Source organism: Luteibacter sp. HAY1-4A, assembly GCF_056755355.1.
Genome location: NZ_JBNDHZ010000007.1, coordinates 1 through 18,183 on the forward strand (window position 1 = coordinate 1; position 18,183 = coordinate 18,183).

Consider the following 18,183-nt stretch of genomic DNA (forward strand, 5'->3'; position numbering starts at 1 on the left):
GACACGGCGCTTGCCTTGCGCAGTTGGTCGTGCAGTTCGTCGTCGATGTTTACGATGCCCATGGATTCTGATCTATATGAAACGTATACGAATCATATATCCGGCGGATCGTCATCCACAAGGCTCGTCAACCCAGGGCGCGCGCCAAGGCCCACTCGATGGCGTCAGGGCCTGCCGGAATGCGCAACGTGCTCGACGGGTCGGTGACTGCACGCCATACGGCTTCGGCCACGTCCTTGCTGCGGGTCAGCGGGCCATCGGCGCTCAGGCTTCCCATGAAACCCTGCACCAGCTCGGCATAGGCGTCGTGGTCGAGGCCCTGCACGTTGGAGCGTGCGTTCTCGGCGAAGGGGGTTTCCGGCGAGCGCCCCGGCAGCACCAGGTGGGCACGCACGCCGAACTGCGCCAGTTCGAGTGCCATCGAGGCGGTGAATGCATTCACCGCCGCCTTGCTCGCCGTATAGGCCGACAGCAATGGAAGCGATTTCAGCGTCACGCTCGATGTGACGTTCACCACGACGCCGGCCTTGCGCTCGCGGAACTGCGGCAGAACCGCCTGCGTCACGGCCATGGTGCCGAAGGTGTTGGTCTCGAACACCTGGCGTATCGTCTCCACTGGCGTCACTTCGAACGGTGCCGCCGCACCGATACCCGCGTTGTTGACCACGGCGTCGAGCGGCCCCGCGGTTTCCACCGCACGACGGATGCTCTGCGGGTCGGTGACGTCGAGCGCGATTATGCGGAGGCGGTCGGAACGGGGCAGGACATCTTCCCGTGGCGTGCGCATCGTCGCGACCACGTTCCAGTCGCGCTCCAGGAAGTGCTTGGCAATCTCGAGGCCGAAGCCGGAGGAGCAGCCGGTGATCAGGATGGATTTCATGGGGCTCTCTCTTGAGGGGGTAAGGTGGACCACCGACAAGATAGATGGCGCGAGGCGGACGCTCTATAATCCTCAGTCCGTAAATGATTAGCGGAAGTCCGAACATGATCGATCCGCTGGCGGAAGTCGTGACGTTGCTCCAGCCGAGCGCGGGTTACTCGAAGCTCGTCGCCGGCGCGGGTCCCTGGCGCGTCAGCCGCTCGGACGCGGGCCACCCGTTCTATTGCGTCGTTCTCGAAGGCGCCTGCGTGCTCGAGCTCGACGGGCGTGACTCGATCGAACTGCGCGCCGGGGATTTCGTGCTGGTTCCCGCCGCGTATGGCGTGGCGATGTCGAGCGTCGAGCCCATGCCACCCGACGCCCCGGAAAGCATGCCCGTGGCGATAGCACCGGGCGAATTCCGCATCGGTCATCTGGAAGGCCCTGTCGACCTCCGCATGCTTGCAGGCCATTGCAGCTTCGGCTCGCCGGACGCGGCCTTGCTGGTATCGCTGCTTCCCCAACTCGTGCACGTGCGTGGCGAGCCGCGATTCGCCATCCTGGTGCAACTCGTGAGGGACGAGTTCCAGAACCAGCGTCCCGGACGCGAGGTCATCCTCGCGCACCTGCTTGAAGTGCTGCTGATCGAAGCGCTGCGGTCCACCGCCACGCTTCCGGATTCGACCGGTCTGGTGCGTGGCCTTGCCGACGAACGCCTTGCCGCCACCATCCGCCTCATGCACGAAAGCCCGACAAGACCCTGGACCGTCGCGCAGCTTGCGAAGGAAGCGGCGCTGTCGCGTTCCGCGTTCTTCGAGCGCTTCAGCCGCGCGATCGGTCTGTCTCCCATGGAATACCTGACGCGCTGGCGGATGGCCTTGGCCAAGAAGATGCTTCGGCGCGGCGATGTGGGCATTGCCGAGATCGCCGAGCGCGTCGGCTATGGATCCGCCAGCGCGTTCAGCGTCGCCTTTGCGCGCCATGTCGGGCTGCCGCCGGCGCGCTACGCGCGCGAGCAGTCGTTACCCGCGAGTTGATCCGGCCGTCGTCCGTTGCTCGATCGCCCGGACGACAGCCACCATGTCCTCGCTGCCGAGGCCCAGGGCCTCGGTCTCACGAAAAAGGGCGAAGCATGCGTCCATCTGCGGCGATGCGATACCCGCTTCCCGTGCGGCCTCGACGATCAGGCGGCTGTTCTTGAGCACATCCGAGATACCGGCTTGCCTTGCGAAGTCGCGCTGCGCGAGTTTCGACGCTTTCGTGCGCGAGACGTTGCTCGCCATCGGACCGGCGTCGAGGATGGCGACAAGGCGTTCTACATCGAGGCCGAGGCGCTCGGCGAAATGAGCCGCTTCGGCAAGGCCCGTCACCATGGTGATCAGGAAGGTGTTGACCGCGAGTTTCATGCGCAAGGCACCGGGGACGGCGCCGCAATCGAAAAACTCCTTGCAGACGGGGGCAAGAAGTGTCCGCACCTCGGCGAGATCTTCCGATCTGCCGGCTAGCATGCCGACGAGTTCGCCTGCTTCCGCGGGCTTGCGCGAGCCCGACACCGGAGCCTCGACGAACCGCCCGCCGGCCGCCACGATGTCGCTCGCCAGTGCTTGCGAATAGCTCGGGGCAACCGTGCTCATCGCAACGATGCGCCGGCCACCGATGCGTTCGGCAAAGCGTGGCGTTCCGCGGCAGAGCACTTCGTCGGTCGCGGCCTCATCGGCAAGCATGAGGAAGCTGGTCTCGCACCGCGCGAAGACTTCGGCCGCAGTAGCGACAACCGCCGCGCCGGTAGCAGCCAGCGGTTCGCAGCGTTCGGGGGAGCGGTTCCACACAACCAGCGACGTTCCCGCGCGAGCGAGGTTGAGGGCCATCGGCAATCCCATGGTGCCGAGGCCGATGAAGCCGATCGACGTCGCCGTAGTCATTCGCGCCTCCTGGGCTGTGCGTCGAAGTCTAGCGTTACTGTCGAAGTCCGGTTCAATCGACCAGGCCGAGGCGAATGAGGCTCTGCGCCGTAGCCACGATCGCTTCCTCGCGCGAGCGCGGTGTCCAGCCCAGAAGGCGCCGCGCCTTTTCGGAACTGGCGTTCATGACGACACCGAGGTGCGGCACGAGGCCCGTCATGGCCGGATTGAAGAGCGCAACCAGCCTGACGAGCATGTCGGGCAGCCGTCGCGTGGACACCTTTCTCGCGTCGTCGCCCAGGCGCTCCTTCAGAAGCCGGGCGATATCGACCAGCCAAAGGCTTTCGCCGGAGGCGGCGAGGAAGCGTTCGCCGTTGGCGGCGGGGTCGGTCATCGCGCGAAGGTGCAGGTCGGCGACGTCGCGCACGTCGACCACGCAGGTATTGACCCGGGGGCAGCCAGGCTGGCCGTCCAGCATGTTCTTGATGAGGCGGATCGAATGCGAGTAATCGGGTCCGAGCGCCGGGCCGAGCACGGTGGTGGGGTTCACCGTGGCAAGTTCCAATCCCTGGCCCTCGCGTGCGACGAACTCCCAGGACGCGCGCTCGGCGAGCGTCTTCGAGCGCTGGTAGGGAGCCACATGACCATCGAGGTTGCTCCAGTCCGTTTCGTCGAAGGGCCGGCTACGCGGCTTGTGTCCGACACCGATGGCGCCAAAGGCGGAGGTGAGCACCACGCGGCGCACACCTGCGGCACGCGCGGCACGCAACACGCGCAGATTGCCGTCCACCGCGGGCCTGATCCAGTCCTCCGCCCGTACCTGGTCGCCCGATGGCGTCGGCGACGCGCCGTGGATCACATACGTGCAGCCTGCCGCGGCGTCCACCCAGCCATCGTCGGCGGTGAGGTCGGCGACGACGAACGAAGGCCGTTCGCCGGGTTCCGCGCCGCCTGTGCGGAGGTTGGCGCGAACCTCCGCCTCGCGCGACATCGACCTGAGCGTGGTGCGCACGCGATAGCCGGCGTGCAACAAAGTCAGGATGCAGTGTTGCGCGATGAAGCCGCTGCCGCCGGTCACGAGTACCTGCGTGTCTTCCAGTGTCTTGCTCGATGTCATGGCCGTGCCGATGCAGGTGGGTGGCACGGACGATAGAGAAAGAAGGCCGGACGCTGAATGCTTCAGAATACGTAATAGTTGCGCGAGAATACGGCATGGCTGTGGATCCGTTTTCCCAGATACTCAAGCTCGCGCGGGCGGAAACGCTCGTCACTGGCGGGTTCACCGCGGGTGGTGCCTGGGCGATCCGTTTCCCGGTGCCCAAGACCGTCAAGTTCTTCGCCGTGGTGAAGGGACATTGCTGGGTCACGCTCGATGGCGAGGCTCCCATCCGTTTCGCCACGGGCGACGTAGGGCTGCTCTCCGCGCCACGCGCGTTCGTGCTGCGCAGCGACCCGCAGGTTCCACCGGTGGACGCGATGACATTGTTCTCCGCCTCCGGCCGGCCGCCGCAACTGGGCGACGGCGGCGACTTCGCGCACATCGGCGGGCATGTGCTGCTCGATCGGTCCAGCGGCCGGCTCCTGGCGGACGTGCTGCCGCCCTGGATTCACGTGCGGGCGGACCAGCCCGAAGCAGGAACGTTCCGCTGGCTGCTCGACCGTCTCGTCGAGGAGCGGCAGTCCGAACTCCCGGGCGCCGAGCTTGCCTCCGCGCAACTCGCCCAACTGCTCTTCATCCAGATACTGCGGGCGCACTTGGCGGAAGGGCATCGCGAAGGTCGCGGGTGGCTGCGGGCGCTGGGCGATCCGCGCATCGCACCCGCTCTGCGCCTGATGCACGAAGACCCTTCGCGGGCGTGGCGCCTCGAGGATCTCGCAGGCGTTTGCGCCATGTCGCGGACCACCTTCGCCGAGCGTTTCCGCACGGTTGCAGGCGTCGCTCCGCTTGCTTACTTGACCCAGTGGCGCATGCGGCTGGCCGAGCACGCGCTGCGCGACGACGCGAAGGCATCCGTGGCCTCAATCGCGAGTGCCGTCGGCTACGCGTCGGAGAGTGCCTTCAGCAACGCGTTCAAGCGGGCCAACGGCAGGTCGCCGGGGTCGTACCGTGACGAATGCGACCGGATCGGACAGCAGCCTGAGGATGCATGATGCCGGCTACACCATCGCCTCGCGAATGCGCCGGATGAGATCCGCGTCCAGCGGCGTGTAGACGATCATGCCGAGGTCCGGCCGGCCATCCACGCCGAACAGCGAATATTCCATGTCCATGGGGCCGAACACGGGGTGCAACAGACGCTTCACGTTCTCGCCGTCGCTATGGCCGAGCACGTGGTTCTCGCGCCACATCCGTTCGAAGTCCGGGCTGCTGCGACAGAGTTCGTCGACGAGGTCGCCCACTTCGGAGGCGATGCCGGTGCGTGCCACGTCGGCCCGGAACGTGCCCACCACGAAGCGCGCCACGCGCTCCCAGTTGTGTTGCTTCGCGCGTACCTCGGGGTTGCCGAACAGGAAGCGGAGCACGTTGCGCTCGCCCGGGGGCAGGGTGCCGTAGTCGGTGAGCACGATGGCCGCCGCGCGATTCCATGCCACCACGTTCCAGGTCGCTGTCTTCACGATGGCGGGGCTCGTCCCGAAACTGTCGAGCACGCGTTGCAGCCTCGGGCTTACACCTTCGACGGCACGGTAGCGCACTTCGGGCGGCCGCCCCAGGCCGAGGATGAAGAGGTGCTCCCGTTCGGTGTCGGTCAGCATCAGGGCCGTGGAAAGACGGTCGAGCACTTCCGACGACGGCGCACCACCGCGGCCTTGTTCGAGCCATGTGTACCAGGTGGTGCTGATGTTGGCGCGCTGGGCCACTTCTTCCCGGCGCAGGCCGGCGGTGCGCCTGCGACCGGCGAGCCCGAAACTGGCCGGGTCGAGTCGCGTGCGGCGGCTGCGCAGGAAATCGCCCAGCGTCTGGACGGCATTTGTCGACATCGTGCTGCCTGTTAGTCGCTTTACCAGGATAACGTCACTACTTCAACAGGATAACGGAAGATCGCATCGTACCTCGTCGATCAACGAGGAGACTTCAGATGCGAATCTTTTTGACGGGCGCTACCGGCTTCATCGGCTCTGCACTGGTGCCCGAACTCTTGCAGGCCGGTCACGAGGTGATCGGAATGACCCGTTCCGATGAGGGAGCGAAGGCGCTCGCCGCTGCCGGTGCCACGGTGCACAGAGGTACGCTCGAAGATACGGACAGCCTGCGCAGCGGTGCCGCCAACGCCGACGCCGTGATCCATGTCGCGTTCGACCACGACTTCTCGCGCTTCGCGGAAAACTGCGAAAAGGACAAGCGCGCCATCGCTGCGCTGGGTTCGGTGTTGAAAGGCTCCGACAGGCCGCTGCTCATCACGTCGGGAACGGGCATGGGTAGCCGTGACGACGGCAAGCCCGCCAGCGAGGACGTCTTCAACCTCAAGCATCCCAATCCCCGCATCGCCTCCGAGCTTGCCGGCAATGCGCTGCTCGACGAAGGCGTCAATGTTTCGGTGATGCGCCTGCCGCAGGTGCACAACCCGTACAGGCAAGGTCTCATCACGCCGCTCATCCAGGTGTCACGGGAGAAAGGCGCGTGTGCGTACGTGGGTGACGGACGCAATCGCTGGGCGGCGGGTCACTTGTCCGACGTTGTACGCCTGTACCGGCTCGCGATAGAGAAAGGGGAGGCCGGTGCGAGGTACCACGCGGTAGGCGAGGAAGGCGTAAGCGCGCGCGATATCGCGGAGTCGCTGGGACGCGGCTTGAACTTGCCGGTCGTGTCCATTCCGCGCGAGGAAGCGCAGGCACACTTCGGCTGGATGGCGCTGTTCGTCACCATCGACATGCCGGCATCCAGTGCCTTGACCCAGGCGCGCCTCGGATGGCGGCCGGAAGGGCCGACGCTCATTTCCGACCTCGACCAGGCGCGTTACGTGGAGGTGCCGGCCTGACAGGCCGGCGACTTACGCGCGGGCGGTATCCCCGGCCGCGAAATGCGCCATCTGGTCGGCGTGGGCTTTCCTGAAGGCAGGACGCTCCGTGATCCGCGCGACATACGCTTCCGTGGCGGGCCGGTTGCCAAAGGAACGAACCTTCGGCACGCGAAGCACGTCGGCCATGAGCAGGTCCGCCACGGTGAAGCGATCCGCGGCCAGCCACTTCCGTTCCTTTAGCACGCCCTCGATGTGATCGAGCCGGCTTTGCAGCCATCCCGTCAGGGGGTTGTTTTCGGTGCCGCTCAATCCGAGGAACCACCAGGGAACGGAGACCATTTCGATGGAGTTGAGCGCCGCGACTGTCCATTGCAGCGTCTCTGCCTCGCCAGCCGGATCGGTCGGCATGAGCTTTTCGCTTTTCCGGGCGAGATGCAGCAGGCCGGCGCCGCTTTCGAACAGTTCGAGTTCGCCATCGTTGAGGAACGGCACCTGTCCGAAGGGCTGGTGCGTGAAGTGGTCCGCGGTTTTCGGATCCAACGGCACCGTCCGCACGGCGTAGTCGAGCCCGGCTTCCTCGCAAGCCCACCTCAGCCGCAAGTCGCGCACGAAACCGCGCGGACCTTCGGGCACCCAGTCATATGTCCAGATAACGAGCCGGCTCATGCGGAAACTCCAAGAAAATGGGAAAGTTTGTCGACGAGGCCCATCCAGCCGGCTTCGTGACCCTTGCGGGATGCTTCGTCGGGAAGGTGCTCATGGATCAGGGTCAATTCGGTACCCTCGTCGATGGGTCTGAGCAGGAAGGTCACCAGCGACTCCTTGCTCGACGAATCGGCCCATACCCAGGTGAAAACCAGCTTCGTGTCGGGCACCACTTCGCGGTAGATGCCCGTGGGATTGTGTTCGCTGCCGTCCAGCAGGCGAAACACGATGTTGAAGCGGCCGCCGGGCCTGACGTCTGCCTCGGCGCGTAAGGTAGGCCCGGCGTCGGGACCCCACCACTGGATCATCTGTTCCGGTTTCGTCAGCGCGGCATACACCTTCGAAGGCGGTGCCTTGATCCGGCGAACGATGGTCACGCTGGGCAGGTTGCTGCTCATGGCTCGTTGTCCTTTTCCACGAATGCGACGAGTCGATCGAGGCTGGCGGTCCAGAAACGCTCGTACCGTTTCAGCCATGCCATGGCTTCGCGCATCGGTTCGACGGCGAGATGGACCGACACGGTGCGGCCGGCCTTGGTGCGGGTGATCAGGCCCGCGTCGGCGAGCACATCCAGGTGCTTCATCATCCCCGGCAGCTTCTGCGCCAACGGACGGGCCAATTCGCTCACCGAGAGCCCCGGCTCTTGCTCGAGCCGCAGCAGGATGGCCCGGCGCGTCGGATCGGCCAGCGCGGCGAATGTGCGATCCATGGTCGAGGATTGATACTTCACCATGTAGTGAAGTATTTCCCCTGATCGAGGCGCACGTCAAGTGCGTTGGGAAAATATCTCCCGGCCCCTGGTGAATGTCGATTTTCGAATTGCTCGTTCGTCGTGTAAGTATCGAGTCGATCAGGCTGGCGAACCAGGAGAACGTCGCAATGAGCATCGTCATTACCGCCTTTGAAAAATCGCCGGACGGCGGGAAGGGTCTGGCGCGAGATACGCGCGTCCGCTGGGCGCTGGAGGAAGTGGGCCAGCCCTACGAGGTCCGCCTGGTGTCGTTCCAGGCGATGAAGGAAGCCGAGCATCTCTGCCGTCATCCGTTCGGCCAGATCCCCACCTTCGAAGACGATGGGCTTTGCCTTTTCGAAACAGGTTCCATCGTTTTTCATCTTGCCAACCGTCATGGCGGGCTGTTGCCGACAGATGCCCAAGCCCGGGCTCGCGCCATCACCTGGATGTTCGCCGCGCTCAACACTGTGGAGCCGCCTATCCTCGACTTGTCGATCGCGAAGTTCCAGGAAGGCGACAAGCCATGGGCGGCGGAACGATTGCCACTGGTGGTGGAGCGAATCCGTGCGAAGTTCCGGCAGCTCGCAACACGGCTGGGCGACGGCGAATGGTTGGACGGGGACTTCAGCGCAGGCGACTTGTTGATGGTGTCGGTGCTACTCAGGGCGAAACCGTCAGGCATCCTTGCCGAGTTCCCGACGCTGGATGCATATGTCGCCCGGGGGGAAGCGCGCCCGGCGTATCAGCGCGCCTTCGCGGCGCAGCTGGCGGTCAATGCGCCTTAGCTGATTACGCGTTGCGCCGAGACGGCCGCGGCGCGTTCATCGCCGCGTGCCGTTCGCTTCGTCATTACTCAACGCGACGACGAAGTCCAGGAACGCGCGCGCTTTCGCCGGCACGTAGTGCCTGGAGGGCAGGTAGGCGTACAACGGGAATCGTTCGTCCGCCCACGTCGGGAAGAGATTCACCAGGCGTCCTTCGCGGATCAGCGGTGCGGCTGCCAGCATGAGCATCTGAGCGATACCCGTACCCGAGACGCACGCATGTATGAGCGCGTCCGGATCGTTCACGGTGAGCCTGCCGTTCGTCTCTACCACCTGCTTCCTGCGCTTGCTGTGGAATTCCCATTGGAACGGTTTTCCGCTTGCGGGGTCGCGGAACTCCAGGCATTTGTGCCGTCCTTTGCCCAGTTCGCGGGGATCCCGCGGATGGCCATACCGGGCGAGGTAGGCGGGCGAGGCCACGGTGACGACCGCGGTTTCCAGCAGTTTCCTCGCGACGAGGCCGGACGAGCGCGGTTCGCCGAAACGCAGGGCGATATCGAAGCCTTCGCTCACCATGTCGCCCAGTTGATCCCGCGAGAAGAACTCCAGCGAGAGCGCGGGGTACCGGTCCATGAACGCGGACAGGGGCGCGCCGAGCAGGAAACCGGACGTCACCGGATCGAGATTGATCCGCAGGTTCCCCCGCACCGCGGCCGCATCGCCTGACGCCGTCGCCGCTGCTTCTTCCATGCCGATGACATGCGGCATCACCTGCTCGTAGAAGCGGCGGCCTTCCTCGGTGAGCGACACGGAGCGCGTCGTCCGGTTGAACAACCGAATCTTCAAGCGCTGTTCGAGGCGGGCGATGGCGCGGCTTACGCCAGGCGGCGAGATGCCAATGAGGTCGGCGGCCGCGGTGAAGCTGCCGGTGTCGACGACGGCAGCGAAAACGCCGATGCCGCTGGAGAGGTTATCGCCTATGGGGCGCATGCGATTTTGGGTCATGGTGATAAGATTCGTGGTTCCCTGAGACGTTCTGCCTCGTGATAGCAGGCCACATGATGATGATCCGCAAATCGGAAATGAGCGATGGCCCGCGCGTCATGCAGATATGGCGTGATGCGGTCGATGCTACCCATGATTTTCTCAGTGCGGAGGATCGCCAGGAGATCGAGCAAGAGGTAGCAGGCTTTTTGCCAGGTGCTCCCTTGTGGCTTGCCGTTGACGATTCCAACGGCCCGGTGGGGTTCATGCTACTTGACGGCGCGCGCATGGAAGCGTTGTTCATCGATCCCGCGACCAGGGGAAAGGGCGTTGGCAAGGCATTGGTGGAACACGCATGTTCCCTGCATCCGGTCATTTACACGGATGTAAACGAACAGAACGCCCAAGCGGTTGGCTTCTACAGTCACCTCGGCTTTGTGCAGACGGGACGCTCCGAGGTCGATGGACAAGGCCGCCCTTATCCTTTGCTTCACCTTCGGCGCTCCTGATAGTTCCCCAGTGAGATTAGTGACACCGAGTCATCGGTGTACTGACATTCATGCCATTTCAGTCGTTTGCACAGGCACCGATCATGGGCGCCCTCAGTCGTCTGAAAGGAGCAAACCATGTTCGCCATCACTGGCATCACCGGCAAGGTCGGCGGCGCGACGGCTCGCACATTGCTGTCGGCGGGGCAGGACGTACGCGCCGTGGCACGCGATCCGGGCAGGGCGCGCCAATGGGTGGAGCAAGGCTGTGACATCGCCACGGCCGACATGACCGACGCAGGTGCCCTGACGCGGGCGTTCACCGGCATGGACGGCGTATTCATCCTGATCCCGCCCGTGTTCGATCCCAGTCCGGGTTTCCCGGAGTCGGCCGCCGTCGTGAGCGCCGTGCGCGAAGCGTTGCTGACGGCGCGACCTGGCAAGGTCGTGTGTCTGTCGACGATCGGCGCGCAGGCCATGCAGGAAAACCTGTTGACGCAACTCACGCGCATGGAACAGGCACTGGGCGGCCTGCCGATTCCGGTGACATTCCTTCGCCCTGGCTGGTTCGTGGAGAACGCCGCGTGGGACGTTCCGTCGGCGCGTGAAGGCACGATCGCCAGTTTCCTTCAGCCGCTCGACCGCCGTATTCCGATGGTGGCCACGGCAGACGTGGGGCGCATCGCCGCCGGGTTGTTGCAGGACACCTGGAGCGGTAGCCGTGTCGTGGAACTGGAAGGGCCCTCGCGCGTCGCGCCGAACGACATCGCGGCCGCTTTCGCGAAGGTGTTGCATCGGTCCGTACACGCGGAGGCCGTGCCGCGCGATACCTGGGAGTCGCTGTTCCGCTCGCAGGGCATGCGGCAGCCGGCACCGCGGATGCGCATGATCGACGGCTTCAACGAAGGATGGATCGATTTCGAGGGTGACCGCGACGCCATCCGCAAAGGCGAGGTCACGCTCGAGACGGTGCTGAGGGAGCTTGTCGCCGGCGCCGGGTGAGCGGGCATCACATCGCGGCGATCCATCCGAACAGTCCGGCGAATGCCACCACCAATACGGGCGGTGCGCGTCCGAAGGCGAGCAGGCCGAACGCGATGATCGCCAGCGCCAGGTCGGCCTTGCCATGGATGGCACTGATCCACACGGGGTCGTAGAAGGCGGACGCCAGGATACCCACGACACCGGCGTTCACGCCGGCCATGGCCATGCGTACGCCCCGCCGTTCGCGTAGCGACTCCCAGAATGGCAACGCACCGGCCAGGACCAGGAACGCGGGGAGGAAGATCGTTGCCAGGAGCAGTAAGCCACCCGTCCAGCCATGCAGTGGCCACTGGGCCACGGCGCCAAGGTAAGCGGCGAAGGTGAACAGCGGCCCCGGCACGGCCTGGGCGGCGCCGTAACCGGCGATGAAATCCGCGTTGCTCACGGCGCCGCTCGGTACCACGGCGGTCTGCAGCAGAGGCAACACCACGTGGCCGCCCCCGAAAACCAGTCCACCCGCGCGGTAGACACCCGCCAGCAGGGAGAGCACCGGCGAACCGGTCACGGCCGCCCAGGCAGGGAGAACGACGAAGGGCAGCGCGAAAAGCGAAAGCGCCACGACACCGATCCGGCGCGACACGCGGTAGCCGTGGGCATGGCCACCGACTGGCTGCTCGATGTTCAGCAGCCAGCGCCCGGCCAGACCGGCGACGACGATGGCGAGGATCTGCCCGATGGAGGAAGGAAGCAGGGTCGTGAGCAGCGCGGCGAGGATCGCGAGGGCGGCTCGTGGGCGGTCCGGGCACAAGACCCGGGCCATGCCCCATATCGCTTGCGCGACGATCGCGACGGCCACCACCTTGAAGCCATGGACCCAGCCCGATTGCGCGATGTCCTGGTACTGCGCCACGCCGTAGGCGAAGAGGATCATCGCCACGGCGGACGGAAGGGTGAAACCGATCCAGGCAGCCAGCAGTCCCGGCCATCCGGCGCGCGCCAGCCCAAGAGACATGCCGACCTGGCTGCTCGCGGGGCCGGGAAGGAACTGACAGAGGGCGACCAGGTCGGAAAAGGCGACATCGTCCAGCCAGCGCCGCCGCCCGACGAATTCGGCGCGGAAGTAACCGATATGGGCGATCGGTCCGCCGAACGAGGTCAGGCCCAGGCGCAGGAAGACGAGGAAGACTTCCAGTGCGTTGTTACGCGGCATGGGGTATCGGCACTCGTGTCACCGTCGCTACGGAACCGGACGGTATGTAGCACGGGGGGCGTGTCGCGCGCTTGCTTAAATGCTCGCCGGTACCAGGTGTTCCCAGCGTTCGCTCATCGCCGCCACGCTTTTCTGTACGAAACGCACGAAGTTGAGCGTCACGTCGCTCACGATGCGGCCCGACATGGTGAGGGCATGCAGCGGCAGGGGCGACGGCTCGAAGGGTTCCAGGATGGTGCGCAACCGTCCGTTCCCCAGATCGTCGGCCACCATATAAAGAGGGAACTGGGCGAAGCCGACGCCGGCGCGCGCGGCGCTGAGCAGGGCGCCCAGGTCGGCGGACGCCATGCGGCCGTTGCGCCGGCGTGGCGCCAGCCCGCGAAACATCCAGTAGCCGGACGTCTCGCTGGCGTAGCTGAGGCAATGCGTTTCGTCCAGCTGCGCCGGATGTTCCGGCGCACCGAGGCGGCGGACCAGGTCGGGGCTGCCCACCGTGACGAGGCGCACGTCGCCGAGCGATCGCGCCACGATGTCCCCGCTGTCGGGGAGGGTTTCGCGCAGGCTGAAGATCACATCGGCCTGCTGGAGAAGCAGCGCCTCGAAGTCGCTGCCGCCGGTGCTCAGCGAGAGGCGGATCTTCGGATGGATGGCGGCGAACCCGGGCACGAGTTCGGCCACCAGGGGCGAGAGCAGCCCCTGTGCCTCGATGCGCACCAGGCTGTTCGGTGCGCCAGGCTGGGTGGCGGCCTGTTCCGCGGCGCTGGCCGCTTCGCACATGGCGGCGGCATGACGGTATACGCGCTCGCCCGTCGCCGTGACGGCGAACTGCCGCGCATTGCGGTGGAGCAGGCGTGCGCCGAGACGTTCTTCGAGGGCAATGATGCGACGGCTGAGCAACGACCGTGTGGTGCCCAGCCGTGCGGCGGCGGGGGAAAACCCACCGGCCTCGATCACCTGCACCAGCAGGAACAGATCGCTGAGGTTATTGATTCGTTCCATTACCTGCATCCCCGGCAGACTAGTCGGGAAATGCGTACTCCCGCCGTGACGGCACCCCATGCGTGCCAACGGCCATGTTATCGAGGTGTGACGCACGTCACATTTGGACGGGCGACACTTTCCTTTGCTGGAGCGGAAAAAAGTCACACGGAAGGCATATACTCCCTCCGAAAATGCGCAGCCCTTCACGTTTTGGCCACGCATGTCCGCAGGGGGACCGAACCATGTCCGAGCAGGACCGTCACATCCTGGTTATCGACGATGCGCCGGAAAACATCCGCGAGTTGCTGTTGGCGCTTCGTGCCCAGTCCTGGCGCGTCACCTTGGCCACTACTGCCCAGCAGGGTTACCAGCGCGCGCAGTCGCTGCTTCCGGACCTGATCCTCCTCGACGTGCGCATGCCTGGCATGGACGGCTTCGCCCTTTGCCGGTTGTTGCAGGAGCTGCCACGCGCCAGGGAAACGCCCATCCTGTTCCTGACCTCCGCCTCGAGTCCGGAAGAACGCCTGGAAGGGCTCAACCACGGTGCCGTCGACTACATCCTCAAGACCTGCGAGCCGGCGGAGCTTCTGGCCCGCATCCAGATCCACCTGCGACTCTCGCGGCGGGCGGACGTACCCGACGAGGCCCCCGCCGGCGCGCCTTCGCGCGACGAGGTGGTGCTGCGCGCCGCGATGCGGTTGATCAGCAAGCGCCTTTCGTCGCCCTTTACGCTCGAGGAAATCGCAGCGGCGGTCGGCACCTACGACAAGCGCTTGTCGTCGATCTTCCGGCAGCAGCTGGGCATGACGGTCTTCGCCTGGATCCGCGAGGAGCGGCTGCGCAAGAGCCGGGAACTGCTCCTGGATACGACGCTGGGCATGCAGGAGATTGCCGAGAACATCGGCTTCCGCAGCGCCTGCAATTTCACCACGGCTTTTCGGGAGCGCCTGGGCGTCACGCCCAGCCAGTACCGACGGTCCGCGCGGCAGGAAGTCGTAGAAATGGATCATCGTGACCGCTGAGCATGGGGTGCGACGGGGGTTCGCGGCGTGGTGCCGGTTCTTCGCGGCACTCTTGATCGTATGTTCCTGCGGATGGCGCGATGCCGTCGCTTCGGCCTCGGCTGTCCAGTTGCCGCTCACGGTATACGCGCAGGACAGCGGCCTCACCAGCCTGTCCGTCGTGCGCATGTACGAGGACCGCGACGGCTTCCTCTGGGTGGGCACGGAGAAGGGCCTCTACCGTTTCGATGGCCTCGGCTTCAACGCGGTCGGGCAGCCGCAAGGGTTCCAGACGTCGGAGGTCATCGGCCTCGACGAGGATTCGGACGGCCATCTCTGGGTGGCTTCCCGCGCGGGCTTGCAGCGGCGCGGGCGCAATGGGAAGTTCGAATGGGTCAAGCCCGACGATAAGCCGTTCTTCGCGGACCGTGGGCAGACACTCGCCGCCGATGGCCGCGGCGGCATGCTGGCGGTCAGCCGGCACCGCCTGCTGCGGTTGACGCAGGACACCGCGGGCCATTGGACCGCCGCACCGCTGGCACCCACGGCGGAGACGGGCCAGGGCGACACGACGGCCGTACTCCACCGCAGCGGCACGACCTGGTTCGGCTGCGGCAGCACCCTCTGCAGGGTGCGCAATGGTGTGCTCACGCGATATGGCCCCGAACAAGGTGTGCCGGCCGACAAATGGCTGGGTCTGCTCGATGCGAAGGACGGCAGCCTTTGGGCGCGCGGCATCCGTAACGTCGTTCGTCTTGCCGCCGGTGCGTCGGAATTCACGGTGCACGACATTCCTGGCGGTCATACGGAAGTCGCGGCGTCCAGCATCGACATCGTCGAGGACAGGGCGGGGCGCATCCTCACCCGCACCGACGTCGGCGTGGCGCGATGGGACGGGGCCAGGTGGGAACTCTACGAGCCCGGCAACGGCTTGCCCGACGTGGGCATCTCGTCGATGGTGGCCGACCAGGACGGCATGATCTGGATGGGCACGTACGGCCGCGGCGTCTATTACTGGAGCAGCGCGGACGCGGTGGAGAACTGGACCGCGGCGCAGGGCCTGAGCGGAAGTCTCGTCTGGTCGATCGCGCGGGGCGATGCCCATTCGATCTGGCTTGCGGGTGAAGCGGGCGGCGAGGTGATCGTGCCGGAGGAAGGGCGCGCGCATCGCTGGCCGCTCACGGTGCCGCCACCGAACCAGGCACACGCGGTGATCGCCGATCGCGAGGGTGCGATCTGGTTCTTCCTGTTCGACGGGCGCGTGCTGAGGTATGAACCCGCGACGAAGCGCACGACGGAGATGGGCGTGCTCCCGTATCTCGTGCGCGGCGCGCTGCTCGATCGTGCGGGCCACTTCTGGGCGTACACGCTGGGTGGCCTCTACGAGGTCGATCCCGCCACCCGCGAGGTGAAGCCTGCCGCGCCTTCACTCATCCAGTCGACCATGTGCTCGGACATGGCGGAGGACGCCGATGGCCGTCTGTGGGCCGCCTGCAGTTCCGGCCTCTACCGCCGCAACGCCCAGGGCTGGACACGCGTGCGCGTGCTGCCGGAGGAATCGTCGGGAGGTTACGAGAACGTGGCGGTCACGCCGGACGGTCGCCTCTGGCTGAGCTCACTGCAACCCGGGCTGTTCGTGGGCAGCGTGGGCGACGGTGACGATGTGACCGTCGCGCCGGTCAACGATCCACTGCTCGCGGATACGCGCTTCTATTTCCTGCGGCCCGACCGCCGCGGCCGCCTCTGGGCCGGCGGCGGAAACGGTGTGGACGTGCTCGACCACGGGGCATGGGTCCGCTTGTCGATGCGCGACGGCCTCTTGTGGGACGAGACCAATCACGGGGCGTTCTTCGCGGACGACGACGGCACCGTATGGATCGGCGCCCCCATCGGCCTCACCCATGTGCTGGACCCCGAACAGCTGCTCGCGCCACGGCAGATTCGTCCGCTGTTGCTCGCCTCCAGCTACGGCGGCCATGACGTGGCGCCGGCTGCCACCGTCGCATTCCGCAATGCGGCGGCGCTCGTGCTCCGCTTCGGCGCGTCGGGCAACAGCGCCGGCCATCCGGTGCGCTTCCGCTATCGCCTCTCGGGCGTCGACGGGGATTGGGTGGACACGGCGCAACGCGAGGTCCGTTATGCGTCGCTGCCGCCCGGGGACTACCGCTTCGAGCTGGCGGCCGTCGACGTGAACCGGCGCAGCCAGTCCGAACCGGTCACGCTGACCTTGACCGTGTCGCCGCCGTGGTGGCTCACGCCCTGGGCCTATGCCGGCGAAGCGGTGGTGGCGCTCATGCTCATCGCGCTGGCCTGGCGCTGGCGCACGCGGTTGCTCATCGCGCACGCGCAGCGCCTCGAAGGTGTGGTGCAGAAGCGCACGGCGGAGCTGCGGCAATCCCTCCAGGCCCGCCGCATGCTGCTCGCGCACGTGGGCCACGACCTGCGCGCGCCCTTGGGCGCGATCATGAACGCGGTGCGCCGCTGGCGTGTCGGCGACGCCGGGCGCGACTATCCCAGGATCATCGAGCGCCATGTACGGCAGCAGATGGAACTGATCGACGACCTGCTGGAGTTCTCGCGGGGCGAGCTGACCGGTCTCCAGCTCGAACCGCAGCCCGGTTATCTGCACGGATTCATCCACGACGTGGCGGAACAGGCCTCGCTGCTCGTGGAACGCCATGGCAACCGCTTCGAATGCCGCTTCGACGAGCGCTTGCCCGCCGTGGTGGTCGCGGATTTCCGGCGTCTGCGCCAGGTGCTGCTTAATCTGCTGGGCAATGCCGCGAAGTTCACCCATGAGGGCGTGGTCGTGTTTCGCGTCGATGCCGTGCCCGAGCGCGCGGGACGCGTCAGGCTGGTCTTCACGGTGGAAGACACGGGCATCGGCATCGATGCGGCGGCGCTCGAATCCCTGCAACAGCCGTTCACGCGCGGCGAGAACGCCACGCAGCACGAAGGAAGCGGACTGGGCCTGGCGATCGTGGTGCAGCTGCTGCAGCACATGGGTACGCACCTCGACGCCGAGTCTGCCCCCGGTAGCGGTAGCCGTTTCAGCTTCGGCGCGGAATTCGAGACGGCGGACGAAGACGAACTCGAAGCCGAACTCGAGGCGGGCGGCGACATCGGCGACGTGGACGGCGAGGGCAGGGCGATCCTCGTGGTGGAACCGCATGCGGCACGCCGTGCCGTACTGTGCGACCTGCTCGATGGCTATGGCTTCGAAAGCATTCCGGTCGCCGACGCGGCCGCCGCGCTCGAAACAGTGCGCCGGGAGTTGCCCGCGCTGGTCGTCACCGAGCAACGCCTGCCCGGCAGTGACGGGTGGCGGCTGTTGCATGCGATACGACAGGTCGATCCCTCCGTGCCGGTGCTTCTCTATGCGGCACTGGCACCGCGACGTCCCCCAGGCGGCGTGCTCGAGTTCGACGACGTATTGCTCAAGCCGGCCACCGCGGCGGAGTTCATGACCTGCGTGATGCGCCTCGTCGAACCTGTCACCGATGACGAAACCGGCGCCGCCGGCTGATTTCACATTTGCGAAGGACGGCTATCCGTCCCCTCCGGCAAACGTTCGCGCGAGCCCGTCGCCGCGCCGGTCCAGCAATCATGCGGCA

At 66.0% G+C, this 18,183-nt stretch carries 18 protein-coding genes; 8 read left to right on the top strand and 10 right to left on the bottom strand.

The features are described 5' to 3' along the window. Positions 1-127 precede the first annotated feature (127 nt). Positions 128-880, bottom strand: coding sequence for an SDR family oxidoreductase (locus ACPYOD_RS03385; RefSeq protein WP_481300323.1), 753 nt, complete (start codon positions 878-880; stop codon positions 128-130). Positions 881-984: 104 nt separating this feature from the next. Between ACPYOD_RS03385 and ACPYOD_RS03390 the strand changes: the two genes are divergently transcribed. Beyond that, positions 985-1,896: an AraC family transcriptional regulator gene (locus tag ACPYOD_RS03390; protein WP_481300324.1), complete on the top strand. Its 912-nt coding sequence runs from the start codon at positions 985-987 to the stop codon at positions 1,894-1,896. On the opposite strand, the gene ACPYOD_RS03395 is transcribed toward ACPYOD_RS03390, so the two are convergent. Beyond that, complete coding sequence (locus tag ACPYOD_RS03395; RefSeq protein WP_481300325.1) at positions 1,882-2,781, bottom strand: NAD(P)-dependent oxidoreductase; 900 nt, start codon at positions 2,779-2,781, stop codon at positions 1,882-1,884. The genes ACPYOD_RS03390 and ACPYOD_RS03395 overlap by 15 nt on opposite strands. 52 nt (positions 2,782-2,833) lie before the next feature. Then, positions 2,834-3,877: an SDR family oxidoreductase gene (locus tag ACPYOD_RS03400; protein WP_481300326.1), complete on the bottom strand. Its 1,044-nt coding sequence runs from the start codon at positions 3,875-3,877 to the stop codon at positions 2,834-2,836. Between the two features lie 95 nt (positions 3,878-3,972). Here ACPYOD_RS03400 and ACPYOD_RS03405 point away from each other — a divergent pair, with 95 nt between their 5' ends. Beyond that, a complete protein-coding gene (locus ACPYOD_RS03405; RefSeq protein ID WP_481300327.1) occupies positions 3,973-4,911 on the top strand; it encodes an AraC family transcriptional regulator in 939 nt (312 codons plus the stop codon). Between the two features lie 6 nt (positions 4,912-4,917). Here ACPYOD_RS03405 and ACPYOD_RS03410 read toward each other — a convergent pair whose 3' ends face one another. After that, positions 4,918-5,739 carry a helix-turn-helix transcriptional regulator gene (locus ACPYOD_RS03410; RefSeq protein WP_481300328.1) on the bottom strand — a complete coding sequence of 274 codons (822 nt, stop codon included), beginning with the start codon at positions 5,737-5,739 and terminating at the stop codon, positions 4,918-4,920. 98 nt (positions 5,740-5,837) lie between these two features. Between ACPYOD_RS03410 and ACPYOD_RS03415 the strand changes: the two genes are divergently transcribed. Then, positions 5,838-6,737, top strand: a complete 900-nt coding sequence (locus tag ACPYOD_RS03415) for an SDR family oxidoreductase (RefSeq protein WP_481300329.1) — start codon at positions 5,838-5,840, stop codon at positions 6,735-6,737. A 12-nt stretch (positions 6,738-6,749) separates the two neighbouring features. On the opposite strand, the gene ACPYOD_RS03420 is transcribed toward ACPYOD_RS03415, so the two are convergent. The 3 genes from ACPYOD_RS03420 to ACPYOD_RS03430 are packed head-to-tail and all read right to left on the bottom strand — an operon-like array spanning position 6,750 to position 8,133. Next, entirely contained in the window at positions 6,750-7,385 is a 636-nt protein-coding gene (locus ACPYOD_RS03420; RefSeq protein ID WP_481300330.1) for a glutathione S-transferase family protein, read from the bottom strand. Then, a complete protein-coding gene (locus ACPYOD_RS03425) occupies positions 7,382-7,822 on the bottom strand; it encodes an SRPBCC family protein (protein ID WP_481300331.1) in 441 nt (146 codons plus the stop codon). The genes ACPYOD_RS03420 and ACPYOD_RS03425 overlap by 4 nt, the downstream gene beginning before the upstream one ends. After that, on the bottom strand, positions 7,819-8,133 hold the full coding sequence (locus tag ACPYOD_RS03430) for an ArsR/SmtB family transcription factor (protein WP_448101297.1): 315 nt from the start codon (positions 8,131-8,133) through the stop codon (positions 7,819-7,821). The genes ACPYOD_RS03425 and ACPYOD_RS03430 overlap by 4 nt, the downstream gene beginning before the upstream one ends. A gap of 170 nt (positions 8,134-8,303) precedes the next feature. Here ACPYOD_RS03430 and ACPYOD_RS03435 point away from each other — a divergent pair, with 170 nt between their 5' ends. Next, complete coding sequence (locus ACPYOD_RS03435; RefSeq protein ID WP_481300332.1) at positions 8,304-8,942, top strand: glutathione S-transferase family protein; 639 nt, start codon at positions 8,304-8,306, stop codon at positions 8,940-8,942. 36 nt (positions 8,943-8,978) lie between these two features. Here ACPYOD_RS03435 and ACPYOD_RS03440 read toward each other — a convergent pair whose 3' ends face one another. After that, positions 8,979-9,926, bottom strand: a complete 948-nt coding sequence (locus tag ACPYOD_RS03440) for a LysR family transcriptional regulator (protein ID WP_481300333.1) — start codon at positions 9,924-9,926, stop codon at positions 8,979-8,981. Between the two features lie 53 nt (positions 9,927-9,979). Here ACPYOD_RS03440 and ACPYOD_RS03445 point away from each other — a divergent pair, with 53 nt between their 5' ends. Further along, positions 9,980-10,414, top strand: a complete 435-nt coding sequence (locus ACPYOD_RS03445; RefSeq protein ID WP_481300334.1) for an acetyltransferase — start codon at positions 9,980-9,982, stop codon at positions 10,412-10,414. 117 nt (positions 10,415-10,531) lie between these two features. Beyond that, complete coding sequence (locus ACPYOD_RS03450; protein ID WP_481300335.1) at positions 10,532-11,395, top strand: NmrA family NAD(P)-binding protein; 864 nt, start codon at positions 10,532-10,534, stop codon at positions 11,393-11,395. 7 nt (positions 11,396-11,402) lie between these two features. Here ACPYOD_RS03450 and chrA read toward each other — a convergent pair whose 3' ends face one another. Further along, positions 11,403-12,587: a chromate efflux transporter gene (gene chrA, locus ACPYOD_RS03455; protein ID WP_481300336.1), complete on the bottom strand. Its 1,185-nt coding sequence runs from the start codon at positions 12,585-12,587 to the stop codon at positions 11,403-11,405. Positions 12,588-12,662: 75 nt separating this feature from the next. Next, positions 12,663-13,586: a LysR substrate-binding domain-containing protein gene (locus ACPYOD_RS03460; protein WP_481300337.1), complete on the bottom strand. Its 924-nt coding sequence runs from the start codon at positions 13,584-13,586 to the stop codon at positions 12,663-12,665. A 224-nt stretch (positions 13,587-13,810) separates the two neighbouring features. Between ACPYOD_RS03460 and ACPYOD_RS03465 the strand changes: the two genes are divergently transcribed. Next, the gene (locus ACPYOD_RS03465) at positions 13,811-14,590 is read left to right on the top strand and encodes a response regulator (protein WP_481300338.1); all 780 of its coding nucleotides are present in this window, start codon (positions 13,811-13,813) and stop codon (positions 14,588-14,590) included. Continuing rightward, complete coding sequence (locus ACPYOD_RS03470; RefSeq protein ID WP_481300339.1) at positions 14,580-18,095, top strand: ligand-binding sensor domain-containing protein; 3,516 nt, start codon at positions 14,580-14,582, stop codon at positions 18,093-18,095. The genes ACPYOD_RS03465 and ACPYOD_RS03470 overlap by 11 nt, the downstream gene beginning before the upstream one ends. Positions 18,096-18,183: the final 88 nt, after the last annotated feature.

Bases quoted from the DNA above. Each gene is read 5' to 3' on its own strand.
- ACPYOD_RS03385 (WP_481300323.1), bottom strand. From the start codon at position 880: ATGAAATCCATCCTGATCACCGGCTGCTCCTCCGGCTTCGGCCTCGAG.
- ACPYOD_RS03390 (WP_481300324.1), top strand. From the start codon at position 985: ATGATCGATCCGCTGGCGGAAGTCGTGACGTTGCTCCAGCCGAGCGCG.
- ACPYOD_RS03395 (WP_481300325.1), bottom strand. From the start codon at position 2,781: ATGACTACGGCGACGTCGATCGGCTTCATCGGCCTCGGCACCATGGGA.
- ACPYOD_RS03400 (WP_481300326.1), bottom strand. From the start codon at position 3,877: ATGACATCGAGCAAGACACTGGAAGACACGCAGGTACTCGTGACCGGC.
- ACPYOD_RS03405 (WP_481300327.1), top strand. From the start codon at position 3,973: ATGGCTGTGGATCCGTTTTCCCAGATACTCAAGCTCGCGCGGGCGGAA.
- ACPYOD_RS03410 (WP_481300328.1), bottom strand. From the start codon at position 5,739: ATGTCGACAAATGCCGTCCAGACGCTGGGCGATTTCCTGCGCAGCCGC.
- ACPYOD_RS03415 (WP_481300329.1), top strand. From the start codon at position 5,838: ATGCGAATCTTTTTGACGGGCGCTACCGGCTTCATCGGCTCTGCACTG.
- ACPYOD_RS03420 (WP_481300330.1), bottom strand. From the start codon at position 7,385: ATGAGCCGGCTCGTTATCTGGACATATGACTGGGTGCCCGAAGGTCCG.
- ACPYOD_RS03425 (WP_481300331.1), bottom strand. From the start codon at position 7,822: ATGAGCAGCAACCTGCCCAGCGTGACCATCGTTCGCCGGATCAAGGCA.
- ACPYOD_RS03430 (WP_448101297.1), bottom strand. From the start codon at position 8,133: ATGGATCGCACATTCGCCGCGCTGGCCGATCCGACGCGCCGGGCCATC.
- ACPYOD_RS03435 (WP_481300332.1), top strand. From the start codon at position 8,304: ATGAGCATCGTCATTACCGCCTTTGAAAAATCGCCGGACGGCGGGAAG.
- ACPYOD_RS03440 (WP_481300333.1), bottom strand. From the start codon at position 9,926: ATGACCCAAAATCGCATGCGCCCCATAGGCGATAACCTCTCCAGCGGC.
- ACPYOD_RS03445 (WP_481300334.1), top strand. From the start codon at position 9,980: ATGATGATGATCCGCAAATCGGAAATGAGCGATGGCCCGCGCGTCATG.
- ACPYOD_RS03450 (WP_481300335.1), top strand. From the start codon at position 10,532: ATGTTCGCCATCACTGGCATCACCGGCAAGGTCGGCGGCGCGACGGCT.
- chrA (WP_481300336.1), bottom strand. From the start codon at position 12,587: ATGCCGCGTAACAACGCACTGGAAGTCTTCCTCGTCTTCCTGCGCCTG.
- ACPYOD_RS03460 (WP_481300337.1), bottom strand. From the start codon at position 13,586: ATGGAACGAATCAATAACCTCAGCGATCTGTTCCTGCTGGTGCAGGTG.
- ACPYOD_RS03465 (WP_481300338.1), top strand. From the start codon at position 13,811: ATGTCCGAGCAGGACCGTCACATCCTGGTTATCGACGATGCGCCGGAA.